Source organism: Motiliproteus sediminis (assembly GCF_017912535.1).
Taxonomy (GTDB): Bacteria; Pseudomonadota; Gammaproteobacteria; order Pseudomonadales; family Balneatricaceae; genus Motiliproteus; species Motiliproteus sediminis.
In genome coordinates this window covers 876,177-898,473 of record NZ_JAERQK010000001.1, presented here as the reverse complement: position 1 = coordinate 898,473, position 22,297 = coordinate 876,177, and the positions used below count along the sequence as shown (strand labels likewise).

Genomic DNA, 22,297 nt, shown 5'->3' with positions numbered 1-22,297 from the left:
GCACTTCTTCGCCTTCGAACTATTAAAAGAGTTAACAGGAATCAATTATGCGTAGCCATTACTGTGGCGTTCTCAACTCCTCTCTCATCGGTGAAACCGTAACCCTGTGTGGTTGGGTGCACCGTCGTCGTGATCACGGCGGCGTAATCTTTCTCGATATGCGTGATCGTGACGGTATTGCTCAGGTCGTGTTCGACCCGGATACCGAGGAAAGCTTCGCCTTGGCGGACAGCGTGCGCAGTGAATACGTGATCCAGGTAACGGGTCTGGTGCGTGCTCGCCCGGCCGGAACTGAAAATGCGGATATGGCTACCGGGCAGATCGAGGTCCTGGGCAAAGAGCTGGTTATTCTTAACAAGGCAGAGACCCCGCCATTCCAGTTGGATGATCACCAGCAGGTTGGCGAGGATGTGCGCCTTAAGTATCGTTATGTCGACCTGCGTCGCCCGGAGATGCTCAACAAGCTGCGTCTGCGCTCAAAAATCACCAGCGCCATTCGCAACTTCCTTGATGACAATGGTTTCCTTGATATTGAAACCCCGATTCTGACCCGGGCCACGCCGGAAGGTGCGCGTGATTACCTGGTGCCCAGCCGTACCCACGAAGGTCAGTTTTTTGCACTGCCGCAGTCACCGCAGTTGTTCAAGCAGCTGTTGATGGTGGCGGGTATGGATCGTTACTACCAGATCGCCAAGTGTTTCCGCGATGAGGACCTCCGCGCTGATCGCCAGCCCGAGTTCACCCAGATCGATATCGAAACTTCGTTCCTGGACGAAGAGCAGATTATGGCGATCACCGAAAAGATGATTCGCAAGCTGTTCCTCGATATTAAAGGGGTGGATCTTGGCGAGTTCCCTCGGATGCCGTTTGCGGAGGCGATGGAGCGGTACGGTTCGGACAAGCCAGACCTGCGTATTCCGCTGGAACTGGTCGAGGTGAAGGAGCTGATGAAATCGGTGGACTTCAAGGTGTTTGCAGGTCCGGCCAATGACCCCAAGGGGCGCGTTACTGCGCTGAAGGTTCCGGGTGGTGCCGAGCTGACCCGCAAGCAGATCGACGATTACACCAAGTACGTGGGTATTTACGGTGCTAAAGGTCTGGCCTGGATCAAGGTCAATGAACTGGCCAAGGGTGTCGAAGGCTTGCAGTCGCCGATCGTCAAGTTCCTGGGTGATGAGGTGTCCTTGTCGCTGATGGAGGCGGTTGATGCGAAAGATGGCGATATCGTTTTCTTTGGCGCAGACAAGGCCAAGATCGTTACCGAGGCGTTGGGTGCGCTGCGTTGCAAACTGGGCGAAGATCTTGATCTTTATACCTGCGAGTGGGCTCCGCTGTGGGTGGTTGACTTCCCGATGTTCGAAGAGGCCGGTGATGGCAGTCTGACGCCGCTTCACCATCCGTTCACTGCGCCTTCCTGTTCTCCTGAAGCGTTGAAGAGCGATCCGGAAAGTGCGCTGTCGCGAGCCTATGACATGGTGCTTAACGGTTGCGAGCTCGGTGGCGGTTCGATCCGTATTCACGACCAGACAATGCAACAGTGTGTATTCGAGGTGCTCAGTATCAGTGCCGAGGAGCAGCGGGAGAAGTTCGGCTTCTTGCTTGACGCGCTGAAGTTTGGTGCGCCTCCCCATGGTGGTCTGGCTTTTGGTCTGGACCGTCTGGTGATGCTTATGACGGGGGCCAGCTCTATCCGCGAGGTGATCGCCTTCCCGAAGACCCAAAGTGCGGCGTGTGTAATGACAGCAGCACCGGGTGAAGTGAGCGCGGAGCAGCTGCGTGAACTGAGTATTCGTGTGCGTAAACCGCAGCCCGTGGAATAACGTCGGCTGGCGGGCAGGAATGATTTCCGGGGCGGTTTACCGCCCCGGTGAGCATCTGGGGCAGACTCTGTCCAACGCAACAGATCGAGGAAGACACTATGGCAGGGCACAGTAAATGGGCCAACATTAAGCACCGTAAAGCGGCACAGGATGCCAAGCGGGGCAAAATCTTTACCAAGCTGATACGTGAATTGGTCGTTGCGGCCAAAGAGGGTGGCGGTGTTATTGCCGATAATCCGCGCCTGCGTCTGGCGGTCGATAAGGCGCTGGGTGCCAATATGAAGAAGGACACCATCGAGAAGGCAATCGCGCGCGGTGCCGGCGGCGGTGAAGGCGATAACTACGACGAGCTCACCTATGAGGGTTATGCGCCTGGTGGTGTCGCGATCTTGGTTGAAACCATGACTGACAACGTCAATAGGACCGTGTCTGAAGTGCGGGCTGCCTTCAGCAAGGCTGGCGGCAACTTGGGGACGTCCGGCTCAGTCGCCTATCTGTTCGAGAATAAGGGCCAGATTACCTTTGCAGAGGGCGCCGACGAAGACCAGATTATGGAGGTCGCGCTGGAGACCGGAGCAGACGATGTGGTGGCCAATGATGACGGCTCCATTGATGTTTTTACCTCGCGGCAGGACTATATGGCGGTCAAGTCTGCGTTGGAAGAGGCTGGTCTGGAGCCGGTAATGGCTGAAGTATCAATGATTCCGGCGACCACTAACGAGCTCGATGTCGAGGCTGGACGCAAGTTACTGCGGCTGATTGATGTTCTGGAAGATCTTGATGATGTGCAGAATGTCTATCACAACGCCGATATCCCGGAAGAGTCGATGGAGGAGTGATCCTTTCGCCAACTATCCTTTGTATGGCAAGGGGCGGCAGCAGCTGAACAAGCTGGTCGCCCCTTTTTGTTGCGTTAAGGCAGGACGGCGGGCTGAAAGCCGCCGAGCTGCAAGCAGGCAAGCCCGGCGTAAGGGGAATGGATTAGCGAGGGCGTAGCAGAATGGCGTGGCTGCCACCGGAGCGTGCTGCCTGTTCCAGCGTATTGAGCTCTTGCTGGCTCAACCCTCCGGGCCAGCTGATGACGGCATGGCTGTTGCCGGATGCCAGCGCCTTGCAAGCCAGGTCGAGGGTGCTGAGGTTGCCGCGCGGCTGAAGCAGCATGATTTTTTGAGGGTCGATACCGGCATGCAGCATCCACTGTTTGGGCATTTTTAGTGGTGGTGCGATCCAGGCGAACCAGCGGTCGTCGAGGCTGAGTTGGGCTAGTAGCGGCATCAATAGCTGAAAATTGTACTCGTCGTCATCAGGAAGAATGACTTGGGTGATCTTGCCGGCCATGCCGTTATTCAGACGGTGGGTTGATCTCCGGTCCTGTTGGGGTTGATCCAATGGTGCAACCGCTTGCTGATCGTAATACAACATAGTTAGTGACCTCTTCTGAGTACGCCGACAGCCAGACCTTCGATCACCAGTTCCTGGCTCTTCAGGTCAACCTCTATCGGCGAAAAATCGTCGTTTTCAGCGATGAGTAACACTTTGCTACCCTGTTTTTGGAATCGTTTGACGGTGACCTCCTCGTCGATACGGGCAACAACTATCTGGCCGTTGCGTGCTTCCCGGGTGGTGTGTACCGCTAGCAGGTCGCCTTCGAGAATGCCTGCGTTGATCATGCTCAGGCCTTGGACGCGCAGAAAGTAATCCGCTTTGGGGGTGAAGAAATCCGGCGCAATCTCGCAATGCGAATCGATATGTTCTTGCGCCAGTAATGGTGAACCCGCAGCGACTCGACCAATGATCGGAATGCCCGCCTCGTGCTCCTCAAGGTCGGGTATACGGATACCGCGTGAGGTGCCTGGTATCATCTCGATTGCGCCTTTTCGCGCCAGTGCCTTGAGGTGCTCTTCGGCAGCGTTAGCAGAGCGAAACCCCAGTTCGCGGGCGATGTCGGCGCGAGTTGGCGGGTAACCGGTGGTTTCTATATAGTGCCGGATGCAATCGAGCACTTCGGTCTGTCGTTGGGTTAATTTGATCATTGTGTTGCCATGCTGTTTTTTTATACAGTATATGTGTTTTTATACAGCTGTCCAGTCAAGGGGTGAATTTTTTGATGCGTTATTTTCGTGTGGCTCTTGGTTGGATAGTTGCTCTGCTGGCGCCGACTCGGCGCGATGGAGGGCGGGTACCGGAGCTTGAGGGGCTGGAGCTATACCAATTCGTTGTTTGCCCCTATTGCATCGGGGTTCGCAGAGAGTTGAACCGGTTGGGGGTGAAGGTCGCTCTGGTTGATATCGACCGGGATGCTCTAGCCAGGCAGCGACTGCTGTGTGAGGGCGGGAAGGTTCAGGTTCCCTGTTTGCGTATTGCCGGCCCGGACAATGACCGCTGGTTGTACGAGTCGGCTGATATTATTGGTTTCTTGCGGGAGCGCGTCGCTCATGGCAGCTAGTGCGGAGCTTCCTGCCCAGCTCAAGGATCAGGTACAGGCGGCCTATCGTCACTACCTGGAGGCCAAAGGCTACCGGCCCCGCTACGGGCAGCGGTTGATGATCGCTGAAATCGTCAAGGGGTTGGTTGGCGGTGACGAGTCGGTGGTGGTGGTAGAGGCCGGAACTGGCACCGGCAAGACGGTGGCCTACCTGCTTGCTGCTTTGCCGACCGCCAAACACTTCAAGAAACGATTGGTGCTGTCTACTGCCACGGTTGCGTTGCAGGATCAGATTATCGGTAAGGATCTTCCCGATTTGGCGGCGCACAGTGGACTGGAGTTTACCTATGCGTTGGCAAAAGGGCGCAGCCGGTATCTCTGTTTGAGCAAGCTGGATCAGCTGCTGAGCCAAGATCAACAGCAGGAAGGACTGGCTCTGTATGACGATGAGCTGGCGCTGAGGCTAGATGGCGAGCAGACCCGTTTGCTTGAGGAACTCGCCGACGCCTATGTCGGCGGGCGCTGGGACGGCGACCGGGACAGCTGGCGTGATGAGATTGCGCAGGAGAACTGGCAGTTGCTCACCACTGATCATCGCCAGTGCAGCAATCGCCGCTGCGCTCATTTTTCCGGCTGCTGTTTTTTCAAGGCTCGCGAAAGCCTCGATCAGGCTGACTGCATCGTCGCCAATCATGACTTGGTTCTGGCGGATCTTGCGTTGGGTGGCGGTGCGGTATTGCCCGATCCCGAGGATACCTTCTATGTGTTCGACGAGGGACATCATCTGGCTGATAAGGCGGTGCAGCATTTCAGCCATCGCTTGCGGCTCCGTTCGAGCCGAAGCTGGTTGAAGCAATTGAGTAAGACCTTGGCGCGATTGGCTAAGGATCTGCCTCAAGCTGAAGCATTACTGCGTTACTACCCGCCGGTCACCGAGTCGATCGCTAGCGCGGAAGAGCTGCTGCCCGAACTGCTGGTCCTGCTCGAGCCGTTGTTGCCGCTGGAGGAGGACGACCGGGAGCCGGTGGTGCAGCACAGCCGTTTTGCCAATGGTGTCGTGCCGGAGCCGATTTCAGCCCAGTGTGCCCGCTTGAGGCAGCCGCTACGCCGGGTGGCCGTACAGCTGGATTCCATGGTGGAGGTGCTGAAAGAAGCACTGTCGGAGCCGCTGCACGGCATTTCGCGCGAGTTGGCCGAGCGTTGGTACCCGGTGCTTGGTCGGGCTCTGAGCCGGGCAGAGGCCGCTTATGGTTTGCTGCAGGACTACGCTGAACCGGCACATCGGGGTACTGTTCCCCAAGCTCGCTGGCTCAGTCGTTATCCCTTCCAGCAGGGCGATGATGTCGAACTCTGTAGCAGTCCTATTCTGGCGGCAGAAACCCTGCAGGAATCGCTGTGGAATCGTTGCCATGGGGCGGTCGTTACCTCAGCAACGCTAACCGCACTGGGGCGCTTCGATCATTTTCAGCTGTGCAGTGGGGTGCCTGCCGGTACGCGTTTTGCGAGCGTTCCCAGTCCGTTTGATTATGCCAGTAACGGGGTGCTGCGACTGCCTCGGCTTGAGGCCGATCCGGGCCACCCTGAGGAGCATGACCGGGTGGTAGCCGAGGCGCTCGATGCATTTCTCGATCCTAAAAAGGGCGCCTTGGTTTTGTTTACCTCCTGGCGACAGCTGAACCGGGTGCGTGACCGTTTAGGTGATGTCTGGCGCAGCCGTATTCTGGCTCAGGGTGATCTGGGCAAGCAGGAGATACTAAAATCCCACCGGCAGCGTATCGACAGTGGTCAGGGCAGCGTTATCTTCGGGCTGGCGTCCTTTGCCGAGGGTATCGATCTGCCCGGTGATTACCTGACCCAAGTGGTGATCGCCAAAATCCCCTTTGCTGTGCCTGGGGATCCGGTCGAATCGGCGCTGCATGAGTGGGTGCGGGAGCAGGGGCAGGATCCGTTCAGTGCCATATCGGTGCCCTTGGCGTCGGTACGGCTGATTCAGGCCTGCGGCCGCCTGATCCGCTCGGAGAGCGATTCCGGTGAGGTGATGATTCTGGATAACCGTCTCAAAACCCGCCGATACGGGCGCGATTTGCTCGCTGCTTTGCCGCCGTTCAGGGTTGTCGCCGAGTGACCATCAGGGCTAAAAAGATGGGAGATAGCGGCGTTTTCCGTTAGAATTCAGGCCCGATACCGGCACCGTCTATGCTGATGCGCCGATGTCTAGTATGTAGGGTTGGCAGCCACTTCGCTCAGCCAACGACCAGAAAAGGATAACGACTTCGTGAGTAACGCACCGTCTTCTGCTGCTGATTCCACCGCATCAACACCTTCTGCTTCTGAGTGGTCCCCAGACCAGTTTAAAGTCGAGCCCTGCGAGGGCAAAGTCCGTTTCCACGACCTCGATCTGCCTGACGTCGTCATGCGCGCTGTTGCGGATCTGGGGTTCGAATATTGCTCACCGATTCAGGCCAAGTCGTTGGTGCATACCCTGGACGGGCGCGATCTGGTCGGCAAGGCGCAGACCGGTACCGGTAAAACGGCGGCGTTTCTCATCAGTATCATTACGGATCTTATCGATTACCCGTATCTTGGCCGGCGCCGTCCCGGTAAGCCGCGGGCGCTGGTGGTGGCTCCCACCCGCGAACTGGTTATGCAGATTGCTAACGATGCCGCGGAACTGGTAAAGCACAGCGGACTTAAGGTGCAAACCGTGGTGGGTGGGATCGACTACGACAAGCAGCAGCGTCAGCTGCGCGAACAGGTGGTCGATATTCTGGTGGCGACCCCAGGGCGGTTGCTCGATTTTAATCGCAAGAACGATGTCGATCTCAGCGAGGTTGAGATTCTGGTGCTTGACGAAGCTGACCGAATGCTCAGCATGGGGTTCATTCCCGACGTGCGGGCGATTATTCGCAGCACCCCGCACAAACGTGATCGGCAGACGCTGCTGTTCAGCGCCACCTTCTCGGACGAGATTTTGCATCTTGCCAATATGTGGACTCTAGATGCTATCCAGGTGGAGATTGAGCCGGAGCGCTTGACCGCTGACACGGTGGAACAGATCGTCTACATGGTGAGCGAGAAGGATAAGTTTAACCTGCTCTATAACGTGGTCCGCCAACAGGAGCTGGAGCGAGTAATGGTGTTCGCCAATCGACGTGACCAGACGCGTCGTCTCACCGAACGCCTGACCAAGAGTGGGATTTCCGCCGCCCTGTTGTCAGGAGAAGTGGGGCAAAAGCAGCGCATCAAGACGCTGGAGGCTTTTCGCAGCGGCGCAATCAAAGTGTTGGTCGCTACCGATGTAGCTGGCCGTGGTATCCACGTCGAAGGTGTCAGTCATGTGATCAACTACAATCTGCCCGAGGATCCAGAAGATTATGTTCATCGCATTGGTCGCACAGGCCGTGCCGGTGCGGAGGGGATCTCGTTCAGTTTCGCCTGCGAAACAGATGCGTTCATGTTGCCTGATATCGAGGCTCTGATCGGCAACCGGCTGCAGTGTCTGCATCCGGATGAAGAGCTGCTAAAACGGCCCGCGTGATACCGCAATGAGTAAAACAGAGACACAAGCCCTGACTATTTCGGTGCTGGGAGGTGGTAGCTTCGGCACCGCGTTGGCGAACATCGCGGCCGAGAACGGCCATCAGGTGTATCAGTGGATGCGCTCAGCGGAGCAGGCTGAATCGATGCGCAGAACGCGCGAAAACAGTCGCTACCTGCCCGGTTGCCAACTGCATCCAGGGTTGCACCCGGTGGTGGATTTTTCGCACCTGGGATGCAGTGATCTGGTGTTTGTGGCGATTCCCAGCAAGAACTTTCGCAAAGTGGTTCACTCGGTGCGTACCCATCTCCAGCCGGGGCAGATGCTGATCAGTACCACCAAGGGGATCGAAGGCGCCTCGTTCAAGTTGATGAGCGATATTCTTCGTGACGAAGTGCCTGACGCTAGCGTGGGGGTGCTCAGTGGTCCTAATCTGGCCAAAGAGATCGGCACCAGGCAGTTGGCCGCGACGGTTATCGCCAGCGATGATCCGAAACTGTGCGAGCAGGTGCAAAGGGCGTTGCATGGTGATTATTTCAGGGTGTATGCCGGCACCGATACCTACGGTGTGGAGCTGGGTGGGGCGTTGAAAAATATCTATGCCATCGCAGCCGGGCTGAGTGCCGCCATGGGCATGGGCGAAAATACGCGCAGCATGCTGATGACGCGCAGTCTGGCCGAGATGAGTCGCTTCGCAGTTGAGTTGGGTGCAGATCCTCTCACGTTTCTGGGGCTGGCGGGTGTTGGTGACCTGATTGTGACCTGCATGTCGCCGCTCAGTCGCAACTACCGGGTTGGCTTTGCGCTCGGCGAGGGCAAGGATCTCGAGACTATTGTTACTGACCTGGGCGAAGTCGCCGAAGGGGTAAACACGCTCAAGTACGTCAAGGCGCGTGCTGATGAACTGAACGTCTATATGCCTCTGGTTCAGGGGCTGTATCGGGTTGTGTACGGGCATGAGCCGGTAAGGAAGGTGATTGGTGAGCTGATGATGGCGGCGCATAGCGAAGATGTTGCGTTCCAGCTGCCGCCGCGGCGATAACCTATGACCACGCTGATTCTGATGCGCCACGGTGCGGCTGACTGGGTGACCCCCGATGAAGAGCGGCCTCTCAGTGCAACGGGCATTCAGCAGTGCCAGCGACAGATCTCTGCGCGAAGCCAGCAGCTTGAGGGAGTGGGTAGACTATGGGTCAGCCCTTACCTGCGCGCCCGGCAGACGGCAGAAATGCTGCCATTAAACACCAGTGTTGAGCACAGCAGGGCAAATTGGCTCACGCCCGACAGCGATCCTGAACGGGTAATTGCCGAGCTTGCCGCAAGCCTGTCAGCCGATACCGCGATGCTGGTGGCGCACAATCCGCTGCTAACCCGGTTACTGAACCGGCTGCTGGGTGCGGAGCCCGGTCGCTACCACCTAGGAACCAGCGCGATGGCAGCCGTAGAGCTGCCGTTGGTAGCCGCCGGCTGTGGCGAGCTGCTGTGGTTTGACCCCGGCTTTTAGGCTTAATGGCTGTTATCCAATTGATAACGTGGCGGGCGCCCCCGCCGCGCATCCATGTCGTTTAAGGCATTCTTGCCGGTTTCTGTCAGCCGCCCTTTGGGGTAAACGGCAATGGCACGGTCCATTACCCGATAGGCTTCCTCGAAGCGCCCCAGTTTGTGCAGCGCCAGTGGCAGCCCAATATACACTGCTGCGTCGGGAATATACTGCAGGTGCTCCTGTGCCCAGGGGATATAAGCATTGAGAGCGTTGGTGTTGCCGGTCTGCAAGCCATAGCGCAGTAAGGTCTGCATGTGCAGAAAGGCGGTGTTTTCGGCAAAGTAGATGTTGGTTGACGGAAACTCCAGCTTGCTGACGTCCTTCACCTTCGCCAGTTGAAAATCCATGTTGGCTTTGTTTGCCAGCAAAGAGTGGGTGAAAAAAACCGTCGCCAGAACCGGAAATACCAGCGCGATGGCGAGTCCGGTAGCACGACCGAAGCTGCTGAGGCCAAAGCTGGCGACCCGACGACGATGGCTGGCAATCAAGGCGATCAGGCAGATAAACAGCAGCCAATGGAGCTGCGAGATGTAAAATGGCAGCTCCACCTGGGTATGCAGGGTTATCGGCAGCAGTAACGCCAAGTAGGCCCCGCCGCGCTGCCAGCCCAGCTGCCACAGGCGCCATAGTACTGCCCCGGCGACAAAGAATATGGCTGCCAGTGCCAGCAGACCACCTTCAATCCCCCAGTAGAGTAGTTCGTTGTGCGGGTGGCTGAGGCGTGGCTCCAGAATGGCGGCTTCGGGATGCTGCTGGTGGTACTCCGCCTTTTTATCGTGCCAGGCCGGTTGGAAGCGACCGATGCCGTGGCCAGTGATTGGGCGTTCCAGCATCAGCTCCAGGCTGGAATCGTACATCATCCAGCGAACGTCGTTGCGTGTGGGGTCGCTGGAGGATTGGGTCATTTTCTCGAACTTCTCTACACCGCCCAGAAGTCCCCCGGTCTTGGTTTCGATCTGCAGACTGGCGATTGCAGCTAACGCTACCACCCCCAAGGCGGCAAACAGTGCTTTGCGCCCCGCCCACAGCTGGCGGTAGCGGGCCGCCAGCATCAGGAGTACCCCCGCTATTGCCGCGATCATGCCGAGGCGCGAGCCGGTGGTGGCAACCACCAGGGTATTCAGTCCCACCGCGGCGATGATCATTAGTCGAAGGGCCCGGTGCCGCTGTCGGAAGGAGGGAAGGCTCAGGCAGTAAATTGCCGCCAGCAGACCGGTCGCAACGTAGGAAGCGTTGAGATTGACCTGCTGGAAGATTCCCCGAGGGATACCGGGGGAGTGAGGTATGAAGCCCCAGAGGTTATGGTCGAGATACAGGTGGGCGAGGCTGATCAGCGACTGGACCATTGATGAGGCGACCAGTACCAGCATCAGGTTATCCTGCCAGCGGCGCTCCAGGCGGAACTGATTGATGGAGAAATAAACCAGAAAGCCGCCCCAGATCGCCAGCAAACGGAACATCCAGCTTACCGGTAGAGCCACCGACATCAGTGCTCCCATCAGAGTGATGATGACGGGGAAGGTGAGCATGGGTAGCGCCAGCGATGGAATAACCAGCTTGCCGGTATGCACGACCCGTAATAGCCCCAGCCCGATCAGAAAGCTGGCGGCGATCCAGACCGTGCTATTGAACGGCAGGAACAACCCTTCTCCACCGGGGTTGTCCTGGTAGTAGGTCGGTGCGACAAGGAACAAGCAGATGAAAAGAAAAAGGAAAACTCGATTGAACCGTTTGTCCGTAATGGGATCTGCTAATCTGAACATCATCCTGCGCTCGCTATCGGTGAGCGCCCGATGATAGCGAACCTAGGGTATGACGTATAGCGAGGAGCGCCCCCCAGCGATGTTGTTTAGTGGTTTTTTGATCCCACACCTGCCGTTTCGCCACCGGTCTGTGGTTTTTAGCATCGTTGCCGCGCTGTTGGTGTCGATGGCGGCTACGGCGCGCGGCGATATTCCGGGGAGCGCAGACCCGGAAGGGCTGGAGCGTTACCCTCTATCCTATATTGTTGAATATCAACAACAAGTTTCTCCGGAGTACCGTTTGGCCCTGGGGCCGATGAAGAAAGTTAACGGCGTGATCAGTGCGGAGCGCTCGCGCGCCCTGGCCGGGGCTTTGGTGCGGGTGACCTACCGCATTCCCGACGGTCACGGCAGTGAAGAAGCTTTTGGCTTCATGCGTCAACAGCTGGATAACGCCGGCTACCGCTCTCTGTACCTGTGTGAGGGCCGGCGCTGCGGTAGCAGTAACCAGTGGGCCAATACCCAGTTTGGTATCGCCCAGCTCTACGGTCTGGATCGGCAGCAGTGGTACGGTGCGTTTGAAGATGTTGCCAGTCAACGGGTGATCGCCCTGTATGCGGTTCAGCGCGGCAATAAGCGGGTCTATCTGCATCTGGATCTGGTGAAACAGGGTAGTAACGCGGCGTCTTCGAGTGTTGTTACCAGTCAGCTTAATCGCGGCGAGCGCCTCTATGTTGAATTGGGCGACCCGCTGGATAGTTTGGCGGCAAGTATCAACCAGTTGCTGAATCAGCAGCCGGGAGCCGTGCTTCGGCTGGTCGGTCACTCCAACCGTGGCGGGGATCTGGCCGCGCGGATCGCGTCGTCACGCGTCGATGCAGAGCGCGTACGTGACCGCCTGATTGTGCTCGGGGTTCCGGCGGTGGCGCTGGAAGCCCATGGCGTTGGCGATCTGGTACCGGCCTATGATCCCTCGATTCCCGCGGTGCGGGTAGAGCTCCTCAAGGGGGGGCTGTGACCACCGTATCGTTGGTCCTCGGCAGTGGTGGTGCACGCGGCTATGCCCACATCGGCGTGATCGATGAATTGGAGCGCCGTGGGTTGCGCGTTGTCAGCGTGGCCGGCAGTTCTATGGGGGCCTTGGTCGGCGGCCTTTACGCTGCCGGTCGTCTGGACGAGTTTCGCCACTGGGCTATCGACCAGCGTTCGGTAGATGTGCTGAGGATGCTGGACCTGTCCTTTGATTCGGTGGGGCTCATACGGGGCGACAAGGTTTTTGCGATGCTCAATGAGATGGTCGGGCGACGGACGATCGAGTCGCTGGAGCTACCCTTTACCGCAGTAGCCACTGACCTGACGCGACTGAAGGAGATCTGGTTTCAGGAGGGTGATCTTCTGGAAGCGATCCGGGCGTCCATATCGATCCCCAGTCTGTTTACGCCGGTGGTGCGTAACGGGCGGGTGCTGGTTGACGGTGGTTTGCTCAATCCCATACCTATCGCGCCGACGGTGTCGGCCCATGCAGACCTGATTGTTGCGGTCAATCTTAATGCCGCCGCACAGACTGAGTTTGCGACGGTGGAGATGCCCCAGCAGGAACTGGCAACCAGCAGTGGGCATGACGACAGCTCTGAGGGCAGCCATGAGGACGCAGGGCTGCTGGAGAGCTGGAGCCTGAGCTCGCTCGGCGCCAATATCAAACGCAAGATGGAACGTTCGGCCACCGAGCCGCAGCCCCGGCGCCGTCGCCAGAGTCGACTGGGGCGGCTTGAGGTGATCTATCAGTCGGTGGAGGCGATGCAGGCCACCCTGACCCAGTACAAGATTGCCGGTTATCCACCCGATGTGTTGGTTCGAATCCCCAAAGACAGCTGCCGTTTTTACGAGTTCTACCGTGCTGAAGAGTTAATCGAAATTGGTCGTGAGGCCGCGTGCCGGGCGCTCGATGATTACCTGAAACACTCAGTCCGGGCGGGCTAGCAGCGCCACACCCTGACGATAGCCCAACCCGCCGTTTCCCTGGACCATGCCGTACTGCTCACTACCTTCCAGCAGGCGATGGTGCATGGTGATGAGCGCGTTGAGGGCGGGGTTGTTCCAGGGCGCCCGGGCGAGATTCATGCCGCCGGTGACGGTAATGGAGTGTTGTTCAAGAAATGCCGGAATCTGTTCGAGCAGGTCTACCAGGCCGCTGGCTAACAGGAAGGCCATCGGTACCACCGGATAGCAGGTGTATACCTCCAGCAGGGCGTTGCCTCGCCTGAACTCCTCGGCGAAAGCTACGCCGCCCTGATCGCAGCAGCTATTGTAGGCTTCGCGCAGGTGCTCGTACTCGGCAATCTGTTGCAGGTACTCCGGACCGTCACCCGGCAGCCTGCGAGTGGCAACGGCGCGCAACTCGATACGCTCAGAAAGGGGGATCTGCAAACGGTCGGCGGTTGCGCGGTTGGCCAGTAGCAGGCGTCCGCTAAAGTCGACCAGCGGGTTGGCGCAATCGACACCACGAAACAGGCTGGTTATCGGGCGGAACCAGCGCTCACCCGGCATCAGCTCCGATTCGAACCGGTCTGCCAGAGCGTTGCGAAAGCTGAGCTGGTGGTTGTCGAACAGTGCGGCGGCTACCTGCTTGAATAGCGTCTGGTTCCCCTGCTGCAACTCGACAAACCGTTGAGCCAGATCGGTGTAGGCTTGGGTGAGAGGATAATGGGGGCCGTATACAGCCATTCGCTGCAGGCGCTCGCCTCGCTCGTAACCGCTGCGGATATCGTCATCGCCGCTGATCAGAACGGCCGGAGTGCCTGATGCGATCAACTGGTGGGCACGTTCTAGCGCTTCGATGGGCGCACAACCACTGCGAAAGTGATCGACCGATTCGGGAGCATTCCAATCGGCGCGCAGGGGCTCAATGGTGAGATGGTGTAGCGGGATATGGAGCCGCCTCAGTTCATGTTCGAGTTCCAGGCAGTGGCTCATTGATCCTTGTTGGTCAATGGTTTTTGCGGCTGAAATGATGAGTGCGTGAGTCATCGGTTTTCCAAGCGGTTGTAATCAAGCAGGCCAGCCTCGATCGGACTGTTGGCCTGGTAACGATCGATAATGCGGTCGCTTACCTGCCAGAAGCGCACGTCCGAGCGCCGGATGCCGTAACGGCCGACGAATTTGGCGTAGTCTTCTTCAGTTTGCAATCCGGTCATCCGGTTCACCATCTGCGGCAGTTGCCCTTCAGCGATCCATAGCAGCAGGTTGGGATGGTCGCCAACCACTCCGGTAGTGAAGGTGAGGCTGTCCTCATCCGGGCGCAGGGCGTTGGCTTCATCGAACAAGCTGGAGATGTTGGCGTGCGCGCGGTGATGCACCATGCTGACCAGCTGCTCATCGCCGCTATGGGTGCGCACCAGTATCAGGCTGTACTCCGGCAAGAATCTCAAACCGTTGCCCTGCAGTTGTTCAACCCGCTGCAGCAGCTGTTGGCTCTCTGCGCTGAGCGTGCTGCTGGAGAGCTCGTAGCGAGTTTCAAGTATCGGTTGTAAGCGCCGCCTAAGACGCTGATACAACTCCTGCTTTGGCTCTGCCGTCTGATAGTTGATGGCCGGCTGCGGGTGGATGTTACTGTGGCGTCCAAAGATATAGCTCTGGATTCCGGCGCCGCTATCGCGATACCAGTAATCCCGCTCCCGGTTGCGTGCGTCTTTGGGGAGAAGCATCAGAAAGTTCAGCTCGCCTTCCATGCGCAGAAAGTCCATGTACAGGCGGGTAACCAGTTGATGACCTAAATTGCCGTAGACATCGAAGCCTGCCACCAGCAGATAGTGAATCCGTTCCAGCAACGGGTAGTCGATCACCCAGGCGGTTTTGGGAGGGGCTCCCACCAGCCCCTTGACCACCGCTGCGTTGTCGAAATGGCGGAAGATGGTCAGTGCCGCGTTGCTGTTGTGACCGTCCCCATCCCAGATCAGGTTTTCGTCGATGGGCGTCTTTTTGCCCAGTTCACGATTGAGTATTGTGGCCTTGGTCTGCAGGTATTCATCTTGCAACGATGCGTATTTCAGCCAGGTCGATATGGGCAGTGCATTGCTGCTTGCCGCGGCTGGCAGGGTAAGCTGGTGCAGCGATTTTTGTACTAGTTCTCGGGTGTCGTCAGAGATGCGGAACTCGGGGTCAAAGAAGTAGACCCAAAAGTGTTCGTTGATCACGTTAACGGCCATTTGGCCGCGGCATACCGGCCCTTTAATGAACGCCATAATTGTGTCCTGCGCGTCGTCGAGCATAAAGCGGTAGCGAGCGCGGGGAGGCAGAGCGCGGAAGGTGAGAAAAGGGTTCGCGGCCAGCTCCGGTTCATAGCCAGGCAATTGTTCAACCCTGTAGTCGCTGCTGAAAAACAACTCCTGCCAGCGGCGCTGGCGTGCGGGTCCCAGCGGGTAGGGGATGTGGTTCTTGGCGACTACTGCCGAGCGTTCTGCGACCAGCCGGTAGAAGACGCGTTCTACCCCGGGGTCATCGAAAGGACGACGGGTCGCAATGCGCTTTACCGGCTCACCGGGAGGCGTGCTTGAACGCACCAGTTTGAAATAGCCGGCTTGCGGCTGTTGCTCAAAGTACAGATTGAACAGGTATAGGTGTTCATAAATATAGCGGCTGACCAGGCGGTGGCGGAAGCTGTCCTGATTCAGAAAACGCTCCCAGTGATGGCGTAGTGCCCGGGTATTGGCCGAGAGCAGAGGGACGTCTGGCAGCGGCGCGCCCTGGTTCAGCCAGCGACCGAGAGTGTCGAACTCGCGTGCGGTTAGGCCCGGCAGGCCATAGGGCATCCCCCAAAGGGGGCGTTTTTGTTCGACGCGGTGGTAGTTGTCGGCGCTGACGCATTGTTGGTTACGATCGAGCTTGAAGTCAAAACTTGCGGGCAGAATCGGGCTATCCGGATTGGGGTGGCGCTGTTTTAATGCCAGCACACGAAAAAGCAGACTCTGTTCGATCTCGTCTTGACCGGCGTCAGCTGGCGGCAGGATCGGGTGAAAGCCTTTGCTCCGCCATTCGCGCGCGGTTTGTGCATCCTCAAACAGGCGGGTGGGCTCGGCGGCCAGTATACGGGTCCCGTTGTACACCTTGCTGGGATGAAGCCCACGGTCAATACCATCGGGAGAGCCCAGTTTCAGCTGACAGGGGGCATCGTAGCAGGCGTGGCATACCACGCAGCGCCGTTCCATAATCGGTTTGACCTGCTGCTGGTAAAAAGACCCTTCCTGACTCTCGGGCGTCACGTAACGAGTAGGCTCACTCTGGGGGGCGATCTCATCATTTTCGCCAGCGTTGGCGTTTGCCGCTAATAACATTCCGGTGCAGATAAAAGCGTTGAGGGCGTGGCGCAGCATGATGTAGGTCCGTCTAGTCCGTGGTATCCGTAGTGTATGGCCGCAGCTTGCGGCGTGCGGGAGTTGGGTCTGGCATTGCTGTGAGCTCAGAGGGCATCTTAACATCAGGGCCCCGCTCAGTGGGGACTGGCTGGCCCGCAGTCTTTAACTGTAGTTTTGCTGTCCGGTGGTTCGCCAGCGTAACGCGAGGCTGTTTGGGGTTTGGCAACTGCGTCTTACGTCGTTCAGCGATGTAAGTAAGGGGGCATTATGGATCACGGATTGCCGTTCGCCGGCGTCCCTCGGCCGCTGGTTTGAGTGCGCCGTAACCCTTTATGGGTGGGGTGACTATTATTAAAACTTGGCGGGGGCTGGCGGCGGAAGTGCCGGTAAGCCGGGGTTGTGATCCCTGCAGCACTGCCGGCATCACCATTAGAGCTGGCAGATGGAGGGGCTGGGATCGTTTGGCGTTGCTCGATCCGGTTTTTGTGCTCATCGGTTCTTGGTCGCTGCACGTCTGTGGCCGGGGTGGTAGGCAGTGGTGACACATACTATCCGGGCAGGAAGCGCAGAGTATGCGTTCAACAACAATCTACAGGCGTGAGGATTAACCATGATGCTCCATGCTGATCTGTCCCGGCGGGTGGTGGTTACTCCGGCGGATTACTGCTGGGTAGATTCACCGGTCGCGGGTGTCGAGAGGATGATGCTGGACCGCATCGGTGACGAGGTGGGGCGGGCCTCTTCACTGGTCCGCTACGCACCCAATAGCGAGTTTCCCTCGCACCGGCACGGAGGTGGTGAGGAGATCCTGGTGCTGGAGGGGGTATTCGGAGATGAACAAGGGCGTTACCCGGCGGGCACCTACCTGCGTAATCCTGTCGGCAGCGAGCACTCCCCCGTAGTGGGGGCGGAAGGTGCCACTATCTTCGTCAAGCTGCATCAGTTTGATCCGGCGGACGAGCGCCAAGTGGTGCTGGATACGGCAAGTGCCGGTTGGTCGGCGGGGCTGGTTGAGGGGCTGTCGGTGCTACCGCTGCATCAATATCAGGCCGAGCAGGTAGCGTTGGTTCGCTGGGCGCCCTTTACCCGCTTTCAGCCCCATGCTCACTATGGTGGCGAGGAGATTCTGGTGCTGGAGGGGCGGTTCTGTGACGAGCACGGGGAGTATCCGGCCGGCAGTTGGATTCGTAATCCGCATATGAGCCGGCATACCCCTTTTACCCGTGCGGAGGGGGCGCTGATCTACGTGAAGGTTGGCCATCTGTCTGAGTAAACGATAACGAGAAAGGCCCGCAACGCGGGCCTTTCTCGTTATCCGGTGGGTGTTAATTGATCAGCGACAGGAATTCGGAGCGGGTAGCCAGATTGCTGCGGAACTGGCCCAGCATCATCGAGGTTTTCATCACCCCGTTCTGTTTCTCAACGCCGCGCATCATCATGCACATATGCTTGGCTTCAACAACAACGCCGACGCCGGCCGCGCCGGTGATCTCCATGATGCTGTCAGCGATCTGCTTGGTCAGGTTTTCCTGAATCTGCAGGCGGCGGGCATACATGTCGACGATGCGGGCGATCTTGGACAGGCCGATTACCTTGCCGGAAGGGATGTACGCCACGTGGCACTTGCCGATAAAGGGCAGCAGGTGGTGTTCGCACATGGAGTACAGCTCGATATCCTTGACCAGCACCATTTCGCTGTTGTCGGAGTCGAACAGGGCACCATTGACTACTTCATCAAGCGTCTGGCGATAACCACAGGTCAGGTATTCGAACGCTTTGGCCGCACGCTTGGGCGTATCAACCAGCCCTTCGCGATCGGGATCTTCGCCAACGGCTCGAATGATGGTGGTGAATGCGTCTTTCATGCTATCGCTCGATGGTAGAAAAAAAGCGGCTACGGTACGCGAATCCGCCGCAGGGGTAAAGCGCTGGTGCTATCGATGTCGCTTCAGCAATACATAGAGGGCGCCGGTGCCGCCATCCTGAGGTTGTGACGAGACAAACGCCAACACTTGGGGGATCTGCCTGAGCCAGTCGTTAACGTAGGATTTTAGCAGGGGTTGACGCCCTTCGGTATTGGCGGCCTTACCGTGCACGACAATGACACAGCGGAGCCCCTGTCGCAGGGCATCGCGAATAAAGCTGCTGAGCTGGTCGCGCGCTTCGTCCACGCTGTAGCCGTGCAGGTCCAATCCTGCCTCCCAAGGCAGGTGACCCTGTTTCATCCGCTGTAGCAAGCGTTGCTGGACACCGGGGACGGCGAAGATCAGTTCCTCTTCCGAGTCCACCAGGGTGCTTAAACGGTCGCTCAGTCCGTCACTGAAGCCTTCCTGCTCGCGGGTTGCCGCTTCGCGGCGGTAATCGATACTGTCACCGACCGCTTTTGGCTCAGTGCGCAGATCCGCACGGTCATGATGGTGCCGTTTGACTTCGCCAACCAGGCTGGCGAAATCCGCGTCATCCGTTGTGTTTTGTTGTTTGGGCGCCATGGCGTACCTAACCATAATTCTTTACTATAAGGCCCCTTTCGCCCTCGGGCGTCGATAGAGACTAATCGGAGCAGATGGCCGTATGAGTCAGCGGGATCCCGCCTTGGACCAGCTTCACAGTATAAAAGATTTCATCCGCCTGGGGGTGAGCCGTTTGCGTGCCGCTGATCTTTACTATGGCCACGGCACCGATAACGCCTGGGACGAAGCGGTGCAACTGGTGTTGCATGTAGCCGGACTGCCCTGGAACGTGGATCCCGCCATTCAGGATGCGCGCCTGCTGGAGAGCGAGAAAGCGCAGGTGCTGGAACTGTTCCGCCGCCGCATCGAGGAGCGTATACCCGCTCCTTACCTGATCGGCGAGGCTTGGTTCTGCGAACTGCCGTTCTACGTCGATGAGCGCACCTTGGTGCCGCGGTCTCCCATCGCTGATCTGATTCGTGAGGGATTCGAGCCCTGGCTCAACGAGACGCCGGTGGCGCGGGTGCTGGATCTCTGCACCGGCAGCGGCTGCATCGGTATCGCCTGCGCGCTGCTGTTTGACGACGCCGAGGTGGATCTGGTGGATCTTTCCGCGGGCGCGCTGGAGGTGTGCCGGCGCAATATTACCCGTCATCGGTTGGATGATCGGGTTCAGGCGATCGAGTCGGACCTGTTTGCCGGTGCTGACGGGCGGCGTTACCAGCTGATAGTCAGTAACCCGCCTTACGTCGATGCCAACGATTACAATAGTATGCCGCCGGAATATCATCATGAGCCGGTGCTGGGATTGACCTCAGGCGAAGACGGATTAGATATTACCCGGCGGATTCTTCGCGAGGCGTCCGACTATCTGACAGCGGACGGGTTGCTGGTGGTGGAAGTGGGTAATTCTGAAGTGGCATTGCAGGCAGCTTATCCCGATGTGCCCTTCATCTGGGTAGAGTTGCCGAGCGGCGGCAACGGTGTGTTTGTGTTGAGCGCGCAGGAATTGAATGAATATCGGGATCGGTTCTGATCCCTGAGAGCGGCTGCGGCCGGAGAGCGTTATGTCAGGAAATACCATTGGTAAGTTGTTCACCGTTACCTCTTTCGGTGAGAGTCACGGCCCGGCCCTCGGCTGCATCGTTGATGGCTGCCCTCCTGGGCTAGACCTGTGTGAAGCGGATCTGCAGCGTGACCTTGACCGTCGCAAGCCGGGGACCTCTCGTCATACCACCCAGCGCCGCGAGCCGGATCAGGTGCGGATTCTTTCGGGGGTGTTTGAAGGCAAAACCACTGGTACCCCGATTGGGCTATTGATTGAGAACACCGATCAGCGCTCCAAGGACTATGGCGACATCGCCAGCAGCTTCCGTCCGGGGCACGCCGATTACAGCTACCAGCAGAAATATGGTTTGCGAGATTACCGTGGTGGCGGTCGTTCGTCAGCACGGGAGACCGCGATGCGCGTTGCAGCGGGCGCTATCGCCAAGAAGCTGTTAGCCGCTCAGGGGGTTGAGGTGCGTGGCTATCTGTCCCAGCTGGGGCCGGTCAAAGTTGAAAAAGTTGACTGGAGTATCGTCAACGACAATCCCTTTTTCTGCCCCGACGCGGACAAAGTGGCGGAGATGGAAAACTACATGGATGCGCTGCGAAAATCCGGTGATTCCGTGGGTGCGCGCCTCACCGTAGTGGCTAGCGGCGTCCCCGTGGGGCTGGGTGAGCCTATATTCGATCGCTTGGATGCCGAACTGGCCCACGGCCTGATGAGCATCAACGCGGTCAAGGGTGTGGAGATCGGTGACGGCTTTGCCGTGGCGGAGCAACTCGGCACCGAGCACCGTGACGAGATGACGCCGGAGGGCTTTTTGTCCAATCATGCCGGCGGCATTCTCGGTGGTATCTCTACCGGTCAGGAGATCGTCGCTCATATCGCCTTGAAGCCGACCTCCAGTCTTCGCATTCCCGGCCGCAGCGTCAATCTGGCTGGCGAGCCGATCGAGGTGGTGACCAAAGGGCGTCATGATCCTTGTGTCGGCATTCGTGCTACGCCGATTGCCGAGGCGATGATGGCGATTACTCTGCTGGATCACCTGCTACGCCATCGTGCCCAGTGCGGCGATGTGGTTTCCAGCGTACCGGTGCTGCCTGCACAAGCCTGATCCCATGAGCGGCAGTTATCCCTACTGGCGGCTGTCGCTGTTCTATCTTTTCTACTTCGCCCTGCTGGGCGGGCTGGTCCCTTACTGGGCGCTCTATCTTGAGTCGTTAAATTTTAACCCTGAGCAGATCGGCCTGTTGATGGCCATTCTGATGGGGACCCGCATCATTGCCCCTAATCTCTGGGGTTGGCTGGCTGACCACAGCGGTCAGCGTCTGGCGATCATCCGTGGTGGCAGCCTAGTGGCGTTACTGGTTTTCTCCGCCGCTTTCTGGGTTGATGGCTTTGCCTCCATGGCGCTGCTGATGTTTGGCTTCACCTTTTTCTGGAACGCGGTTTTGCCTCAGTTCGAGGTGGTGACTTTGCGTGCCATGGGGACGGCCCGCAATCGCTACAGTCACGTCCGGTTGTGGGGCTCGATCGGCTTTATTCTTGCGGTCGTTGGTATTGGCGCGCTGCTCGATCGGGTGGGCATGGCGGCGCTGGTGCCGACGTTATGGCTGTTGCTGGCGAGTATCTGGTTGGCGTCGCTATGGGTGAAGGTGAATGTCGACCGTGCCGTTGAGTCGAGCAACTCACCGGCGCTTTGGGCGGTGCTGAAGCGTCGGGAGATCCAGGTCTTTCTACTGATCTGTATGCTGGTGCAGCTGGGCCATGGCCCCTATTACACGTTTTATTCGGTCTTCATGCAGGAGCACGGCTACGGTAAAACTGCCATCGGTTCATTGTGGGCGCTGGGTGTTATTGCCGAGGTGGCGGTATTTCTGGTGATGCATCGCCTGTTGCAGGGCTGGGGGCTGCGGCGGATTTTTATCGGCGGGTTGTGGATCTGCGCCTTGCGATGGCTGCTGATCAGTCAATGGCCGGATCTGGCGGTGGTGGTCGTGGGCGCGCAGTTGTTGCATGCGGTTACCTTTGGTTGTCTGCACGCGGCCAGTATCGCTTTTGTGCATCAATACTTTCCTTCCGCCTCTCAGGGGCAGGGGCAGGCGCTCTACAGCAGTGTCGGATTTGGCTTGGGTGGTGCGTTGGGGGCCTATCTCAGTGGCGTTGCCTGGAGCATGATGGGCGGGCCACAGGTGTTTATGGCCGCCGCTATTGTCAGTGCTGCTGGAGCGATACTGGCCTGGCGCATGCTTCGGGTTGACTGAGATCAAGGTGTAGCACTTCGCTGGTGCACAAATTGAGTTAAGATGACCAAAGGGAGTAATGTTGCACTGGTGGTCAGGGTTTGCTGCAACCGCGGAGTAACACCTATACTGCAGCG

At 58.2% G+C, this 22,297-nt stretch carries 20 protein-coding genes; 13 read left to right on the top strand and 7 right to left on the bottom strand.

The window, feature by feature from the left end:
* Positions 1-47 precede the first annotated feature (47 nt).
* Entirely contained in the window at positions 48-1,820 is a 1,773-nt protein-coding gene (gene aspS, locus JJQ76_RS04310) for an aspartate--tRNA ligase (protein ID WP_210395454.1), read from the top strand.
* Between the two features lie 98 nt (positions 1,821-1,918).
* The gene (locus JJQ76_RS04305; RefSeq protein ID WP_210395453.1) at positions 1,919-2,659 is read left to right on the top strand and encodes a YebC/PmpR family DNA-binding transcriptional regulator; all 741 of its coding nucleotides are present in this window, start codon (positions 1,919-1,921) and stop codon (positions 2,657-2,659) included.
* Positions 2,660-2,801: 142 nt separating this feature from the next.
* Here JJQ76_RS04305 and JJQ76_RS04300 read toward each other — a convergent pair whose 3' ends face one another.
* Both JJQ76_RS04300 and lexA read right to left on the bottom strand, forming a co-directional pair.
* Entirely contained in the window at positions 2,802-3,242 is a 441-nt protein-coding gene (locus JJQ76_RS04300) for a cell division inhibitor SulA (RefSeq protein WP_210395452.1), read from the bottom strand.
* A gap of 2 nt (positions 3,243-3,244) precedes the next feature.
* Positions 3,245-3,853, bottom strand: coding sequence for a transcriptional repressor LexA (gene lexA, locus JJQ76_RS04295; RefSeq protein WP_210395451.1), 609 nt, complete (start codon positions 3,851-3,853; stop codon positions 3,245-3,247).
* A 74-nt stretch (positions 3,854-3,927) separates the two neighbouring features.
* On the opposite strand from lexA, the gene JJQ76_RS04290 reads away from it, so the two are divergent.
* The 5 genes from JJQ76_RS04290 (at position 3,928) to JJQ76_RS04270 (ending at position 9,287) form a co-directional block, all read left to right on the top strand.
* Positions 3,928-4,266 (top strand): glutaredoxin family protein, encoded by a 339-nt coding sequence (locus JJQ76_RS04290; protein WP_210395450.1) that lies wholly within the window; start codon positions 3,928-3,930, stop codon positions 4,264-4,266.
* Positions 4,256-6,370: an ATP-dependent DNA helicase DinG gene (dinG, locus tag JJQ76_RS04285; protein ID WP_210395449.1), complete on the top strand. Its 2,115-nt coding sequence runs from the start codon at positions 4,256-4,258 to the stop codon at positions 6,368-6,370. Before JJQ76_RS04290 ends, dinG begins: the two co-directional genes overlap by 11 nt.
* A gap of 150 nt (positions 6,371-6,520) precedes the next feature.
* Positions 6,521-7,783, top strand: a complete 1,263-nt coding sequence (gene rhlB, locus JJQ76_RS04280) for an ATP-dependent RNA helicase RhlB (protein ID WP_210395448.1) — start codon at positions 6,521-6,523, stop codon at positions 7,781-7,783.
* A gap of 7 nt (positions 7,784-7,790) precedes the next feature.
* Positions 7,791-8,825 (top strand): NAD(P)H-dependent glycerol-3-phosphate dehydrogenase, encoded by a 1,035-nt coding sequence (locus JJQ76_RS04275; protein WP_210395447.1) that lies wholly within the window; start codon positions 7,791-7,793, stop codon positions 8,823-8,825.
* A 3-nt stretch (positions 8,826-8,828) separates the two neighbouring features.
* Positions 8,829-9,287 (top strand): SixA phosphatase family protein, encoded by a 459-nt coding sequence (locus JJQ76_RS04270; protein WP_210395446.1) that lies wholly within the window; start codon positions 8,829-8,831, stop codon positions 9,285-9,287.
* Between the two features lie 2 nt (positions 9,288-9,289).
* Here JJQ76_RS04270 and JJQ76_RS04265 read toward each other — a convergent pair whose 3' ends face one another.
* Positions 9,290-11,092, bottom strand: a complete 1,803-nt coding sequence (locus JJQ76_RS04265; RefSeq protein WP_210395445.1) for a PglL family O-oligosaccharyltransferase — start codon at positions 11,090-11,092, stop codon at positions 9,290-9,292.
* A gap of 76 nt (positions 11,093-11,168) precedes the next feature.
* Here JJQ76_RS04265 and JJQ76_RS04260 point away from each other — a divergent pair, with 76 nt between their 5' ends.
* Both JJQ76_RS04260 and JJQ76_RS04255 read left to right on the top strand, forming a co-directional pair.
* The gene (locus JJQ76_RS04260; RefSeq protein ID WP_210395444.1) at positions 11,169-12,086 is read left to right on the top strand and encodes a DUF4892 domain-containing protein; all 918 of its coding nucleotides are present in this window, start codon (positions 11,169-11,171) and stop codon (positions 12,084-12,086) included.
* Positions 12,083-13,048, top strand: a complete 966-nt coding sequence (locus JJQ76_RS04255; RefSeq protein WP_210395443.1) for a patatin-like phospholipase family protein — start codon at positions 12,083-12,085, stop codon at positions 13,046-13,048. Before JJQ76_RS04260 ends, JJQ76_RS04255 begins: the two co-directional genes overlap by 4 nt.
* Here JJQ76_RS04255 and JJQ76_RS04250 read toward each other — a convergent pair.
* Together JJQ76_RS04250 and JJQ76_RS04245 are read right to left on the bottom strand one after the other, a co-directional pair.
* Positions 13,031-14,095, bottom strand: coding sequence for a hypothetical protein (locus JJQ76_RS04250; RefSeq protein WP_210395442.1), 1,065 nt, complete (start codon positions 14,093-14,095; stop codon positions 13,031-13,033). The two genes, JJQ76_RS04255 and JJQ76_RS04250, sit on opposite strands and share 18 nt — an antisense overlap.
* Positions 14,092-16,437: a fatty acid cis/trans isomerase gene (locus tag JJQ76_RS04245; protein WP_210395441.1), complete on the bottom strand. Its 2,346-nt coding sequence runs from the start codon at positions 16,435-16,437 to the stop codon at positions 14,092-14,094. Before JJQ76_RS04245 ends, JJQ76_RS04250 begins: the two co-directional genes overlap by 4 nt.
* A gap of 592 nt (positions 16,438-17,029) precedes the next feature.
* On the opposite strand from JJQ76_RS04245, the gene JJQ76_RS04240 reads away from it, so the two are divergent.
* The gene (locus tag JJQ76_RS04240) at positions 17,030-17,692 is read left to right on the top strand and encodes a cupin domain-containing protein (protein WP_210395440.1); all 663 of its coding nucleotides are present in this window, start codon (positions 17,030-17,032) and stop codon (positions 17,690-17,692) included.
* Between the two features lie 52 nt (positions 17,693-17,744).
* On the opposite strand, the gene folE is transcribed toward JJQ76_RS04240, so the two are convergent.
* Positions 17,745-18,284: a GTP cyclohydrolase I FolE gene (gene folE / locus JJQ76_RS04235; protein ID WP_210395439.1), complete on the bottom strand. Its 540-nt coding sequence runs from the start codon at positions 18,282-18,284 to the stop codon at positions 17,745-17,747.
* 69 nt (positions 18,285-18,353) lie between these two features.
* A complete protein-coding gene (locus JJQ76_RS04230) occupies positions 18,354-18,908 on the bottom strand; it encodes a Smr/MutS family protein (protein WP_210395438.1) in 555 nt (184 codons plus the stop codon).
* Between the two features lie 82 nt (positions 18,909-18,990).
* Between JJQ76_RS04230 and prmB the strand changes: the two genes are divergently transcribed.
* Genes prmB through JJQ76_RS04215 form a run of 3 tightly spaced genes read left to right on the top strand, consistent with a single transcriptional unit; the run spans position 18,991 to position 22,181 of the window.
* A complete protein-coding gene (prmB, locus tag JJQ76_RS04225; RefSeq protein WP_210395437.1) occupies positions 18,991-19,905 on the top strand; it encodes a 50S ribosomal protein L3 N(5)-glutamine methyltransferase in 915 nt (304 codons plus the stop codon).
* Positions 19,906-19,936: 31 nt separating this feature from the next.
* Positions 19,937-21,031, top strand: a complete 1,095-nt coding sequence (gene aroC / locus JJQ76_RS04220; RefSeq protein ID WP_210395436.1) for a chorismate synthase — start codon at positions 19,937-19,939, stop codon at positions 21,029-21,031.
* A gap of 4 nt (positions 21,032-21,035) precedes the next feature.
* Positions 21,036-22,181, top strand: a complete 1,146-nt coding sequence (locus JJQ76_RS04215) for an MFS transporter (RefSeq protein ID WP_210395435.1) — start codon at positions 21,036-21,038, stop codon at positions 22,179-22,181.
* Positions 22,182-22,297 lie beyond the last annotated feature (116 nt).

Coding starts and splice junctions, on each gene's coding strand:
- aspS (WP_210395454.1), top strand. CDS start 48: ATGCGTAGCCATTACTGTGGCGTTCTCAACTCCTCTCTCATCGGTGAA.
- JJQ76_RS04305 (WP_210395453.1), top strand. CDS start 1,919: ATGGCAGGGCACAGTAAATGGGCCAACATTAAGCACCGTAAAGCGGCA.
- JJQ76_RS04300 (WP_210395452.1), bottom strand. CDS start 3,242: ATGTTGTATTACGATCAGCAAGCGGTTGCACCATTGGATCAACCCCAA.
- lexA (WP_210395451.1), bottom strand. CDS start 3,853: ATGATCAAATTAACCCAACGACAGACCGAAGTGCTCGATTGCATCCGG.
- JJQ76_RS04290 (WP_210395450.1), top strand. CDS start 3,928: ATGCGTTATTTTCGTGTGGCTCTTGGTTGGATAGTTGCTCTGCTGGCG.
- dinG (WP_210395449.1), top strand. CDS start 4,256: ATGGCAGCTAGTGCGGAGCTTCCTGCCCAGCTCAAGGATCAGGTACAG.
- JJQ76_RS04275 (WP_210395447.1), top strand. CDS start 7,791: ATGAGTAAAACAGAGACACAAGCCCTGACTATTTCGGTGCTGGGAGGT.
- JJQ76_RS04270 (WP_210395446.1), top strand. CDS start 8,829: ATGACCACGCTGATTCTGATGCGCCACGGTGCGGCTGACTGGGTGACC.
- JJQ76_RS04265 (WP_210395445.1), bottom strand. CDS start 11,092: ATGATGTTCAGATTAGCAGATCCCATTACGGACAAACGGTTCAATCGA.
- JJQ76_RS04260 (WP_210395444.1), top strand. CDS start 11,169: ATGTTGTTTAGTGGTTTTTTGATCCCACACCTGCCGTTTCGCCACCGG.
- JJQ76_RS04250 (WP_210395442.1), bottom strand. CDS start 14,095: ATGACTCACGCACTCATCATTTCAGCCGCAAAAACCATTGACCAACAA.
- JJQ76_RS04245 (WP_210395441.1), bottom strand. CDS start 16,437: ATGCTGCGCCACGCCCTCAACGCTTTTATCTGCACCGGAATGTTATTA.
- JJQ76_RS04240 (WP_210395440.1), top strand. CDS start 17,030: ATGATGCTCCATGCTGATCTGTCCCGGCGGGTGGTGGTTACTCCGGCG.
- folE (WP_210395439.1), bottom strand. CDS start 18,284: ATGAAAGACGCATTCACCACCATCATTCGAGCCGTTGGCGAAGATCCC.
- JJQ76_RS04230 (WP_210395438.1), bottom strand. CDS start 18,908: ATGGCGCCCAAACAACAAAACACAACGGATGACGCGGATTTCGCCAGC.
- prmB (WP_210395437.1), top strand. CDS start 18,991: ATGAGTCAGCGGGATCCCGCCTTGGACCAGCTTCACAGTATAAAAGAT.
- aroC (WP_210395436.1), top strand. CDS start 19,937: ATGTCAGGAAATACCATTGGTAAGTTGTTCACCGTTACCTCTTTCGGT.
- JJQ76_RS04215 (WP_210395435.1), top strand. CDS start 21,036: ATGAGCGGCAGTTATCCCTACTGGCGGCTGTCGCTGTTCTATCTTTTC.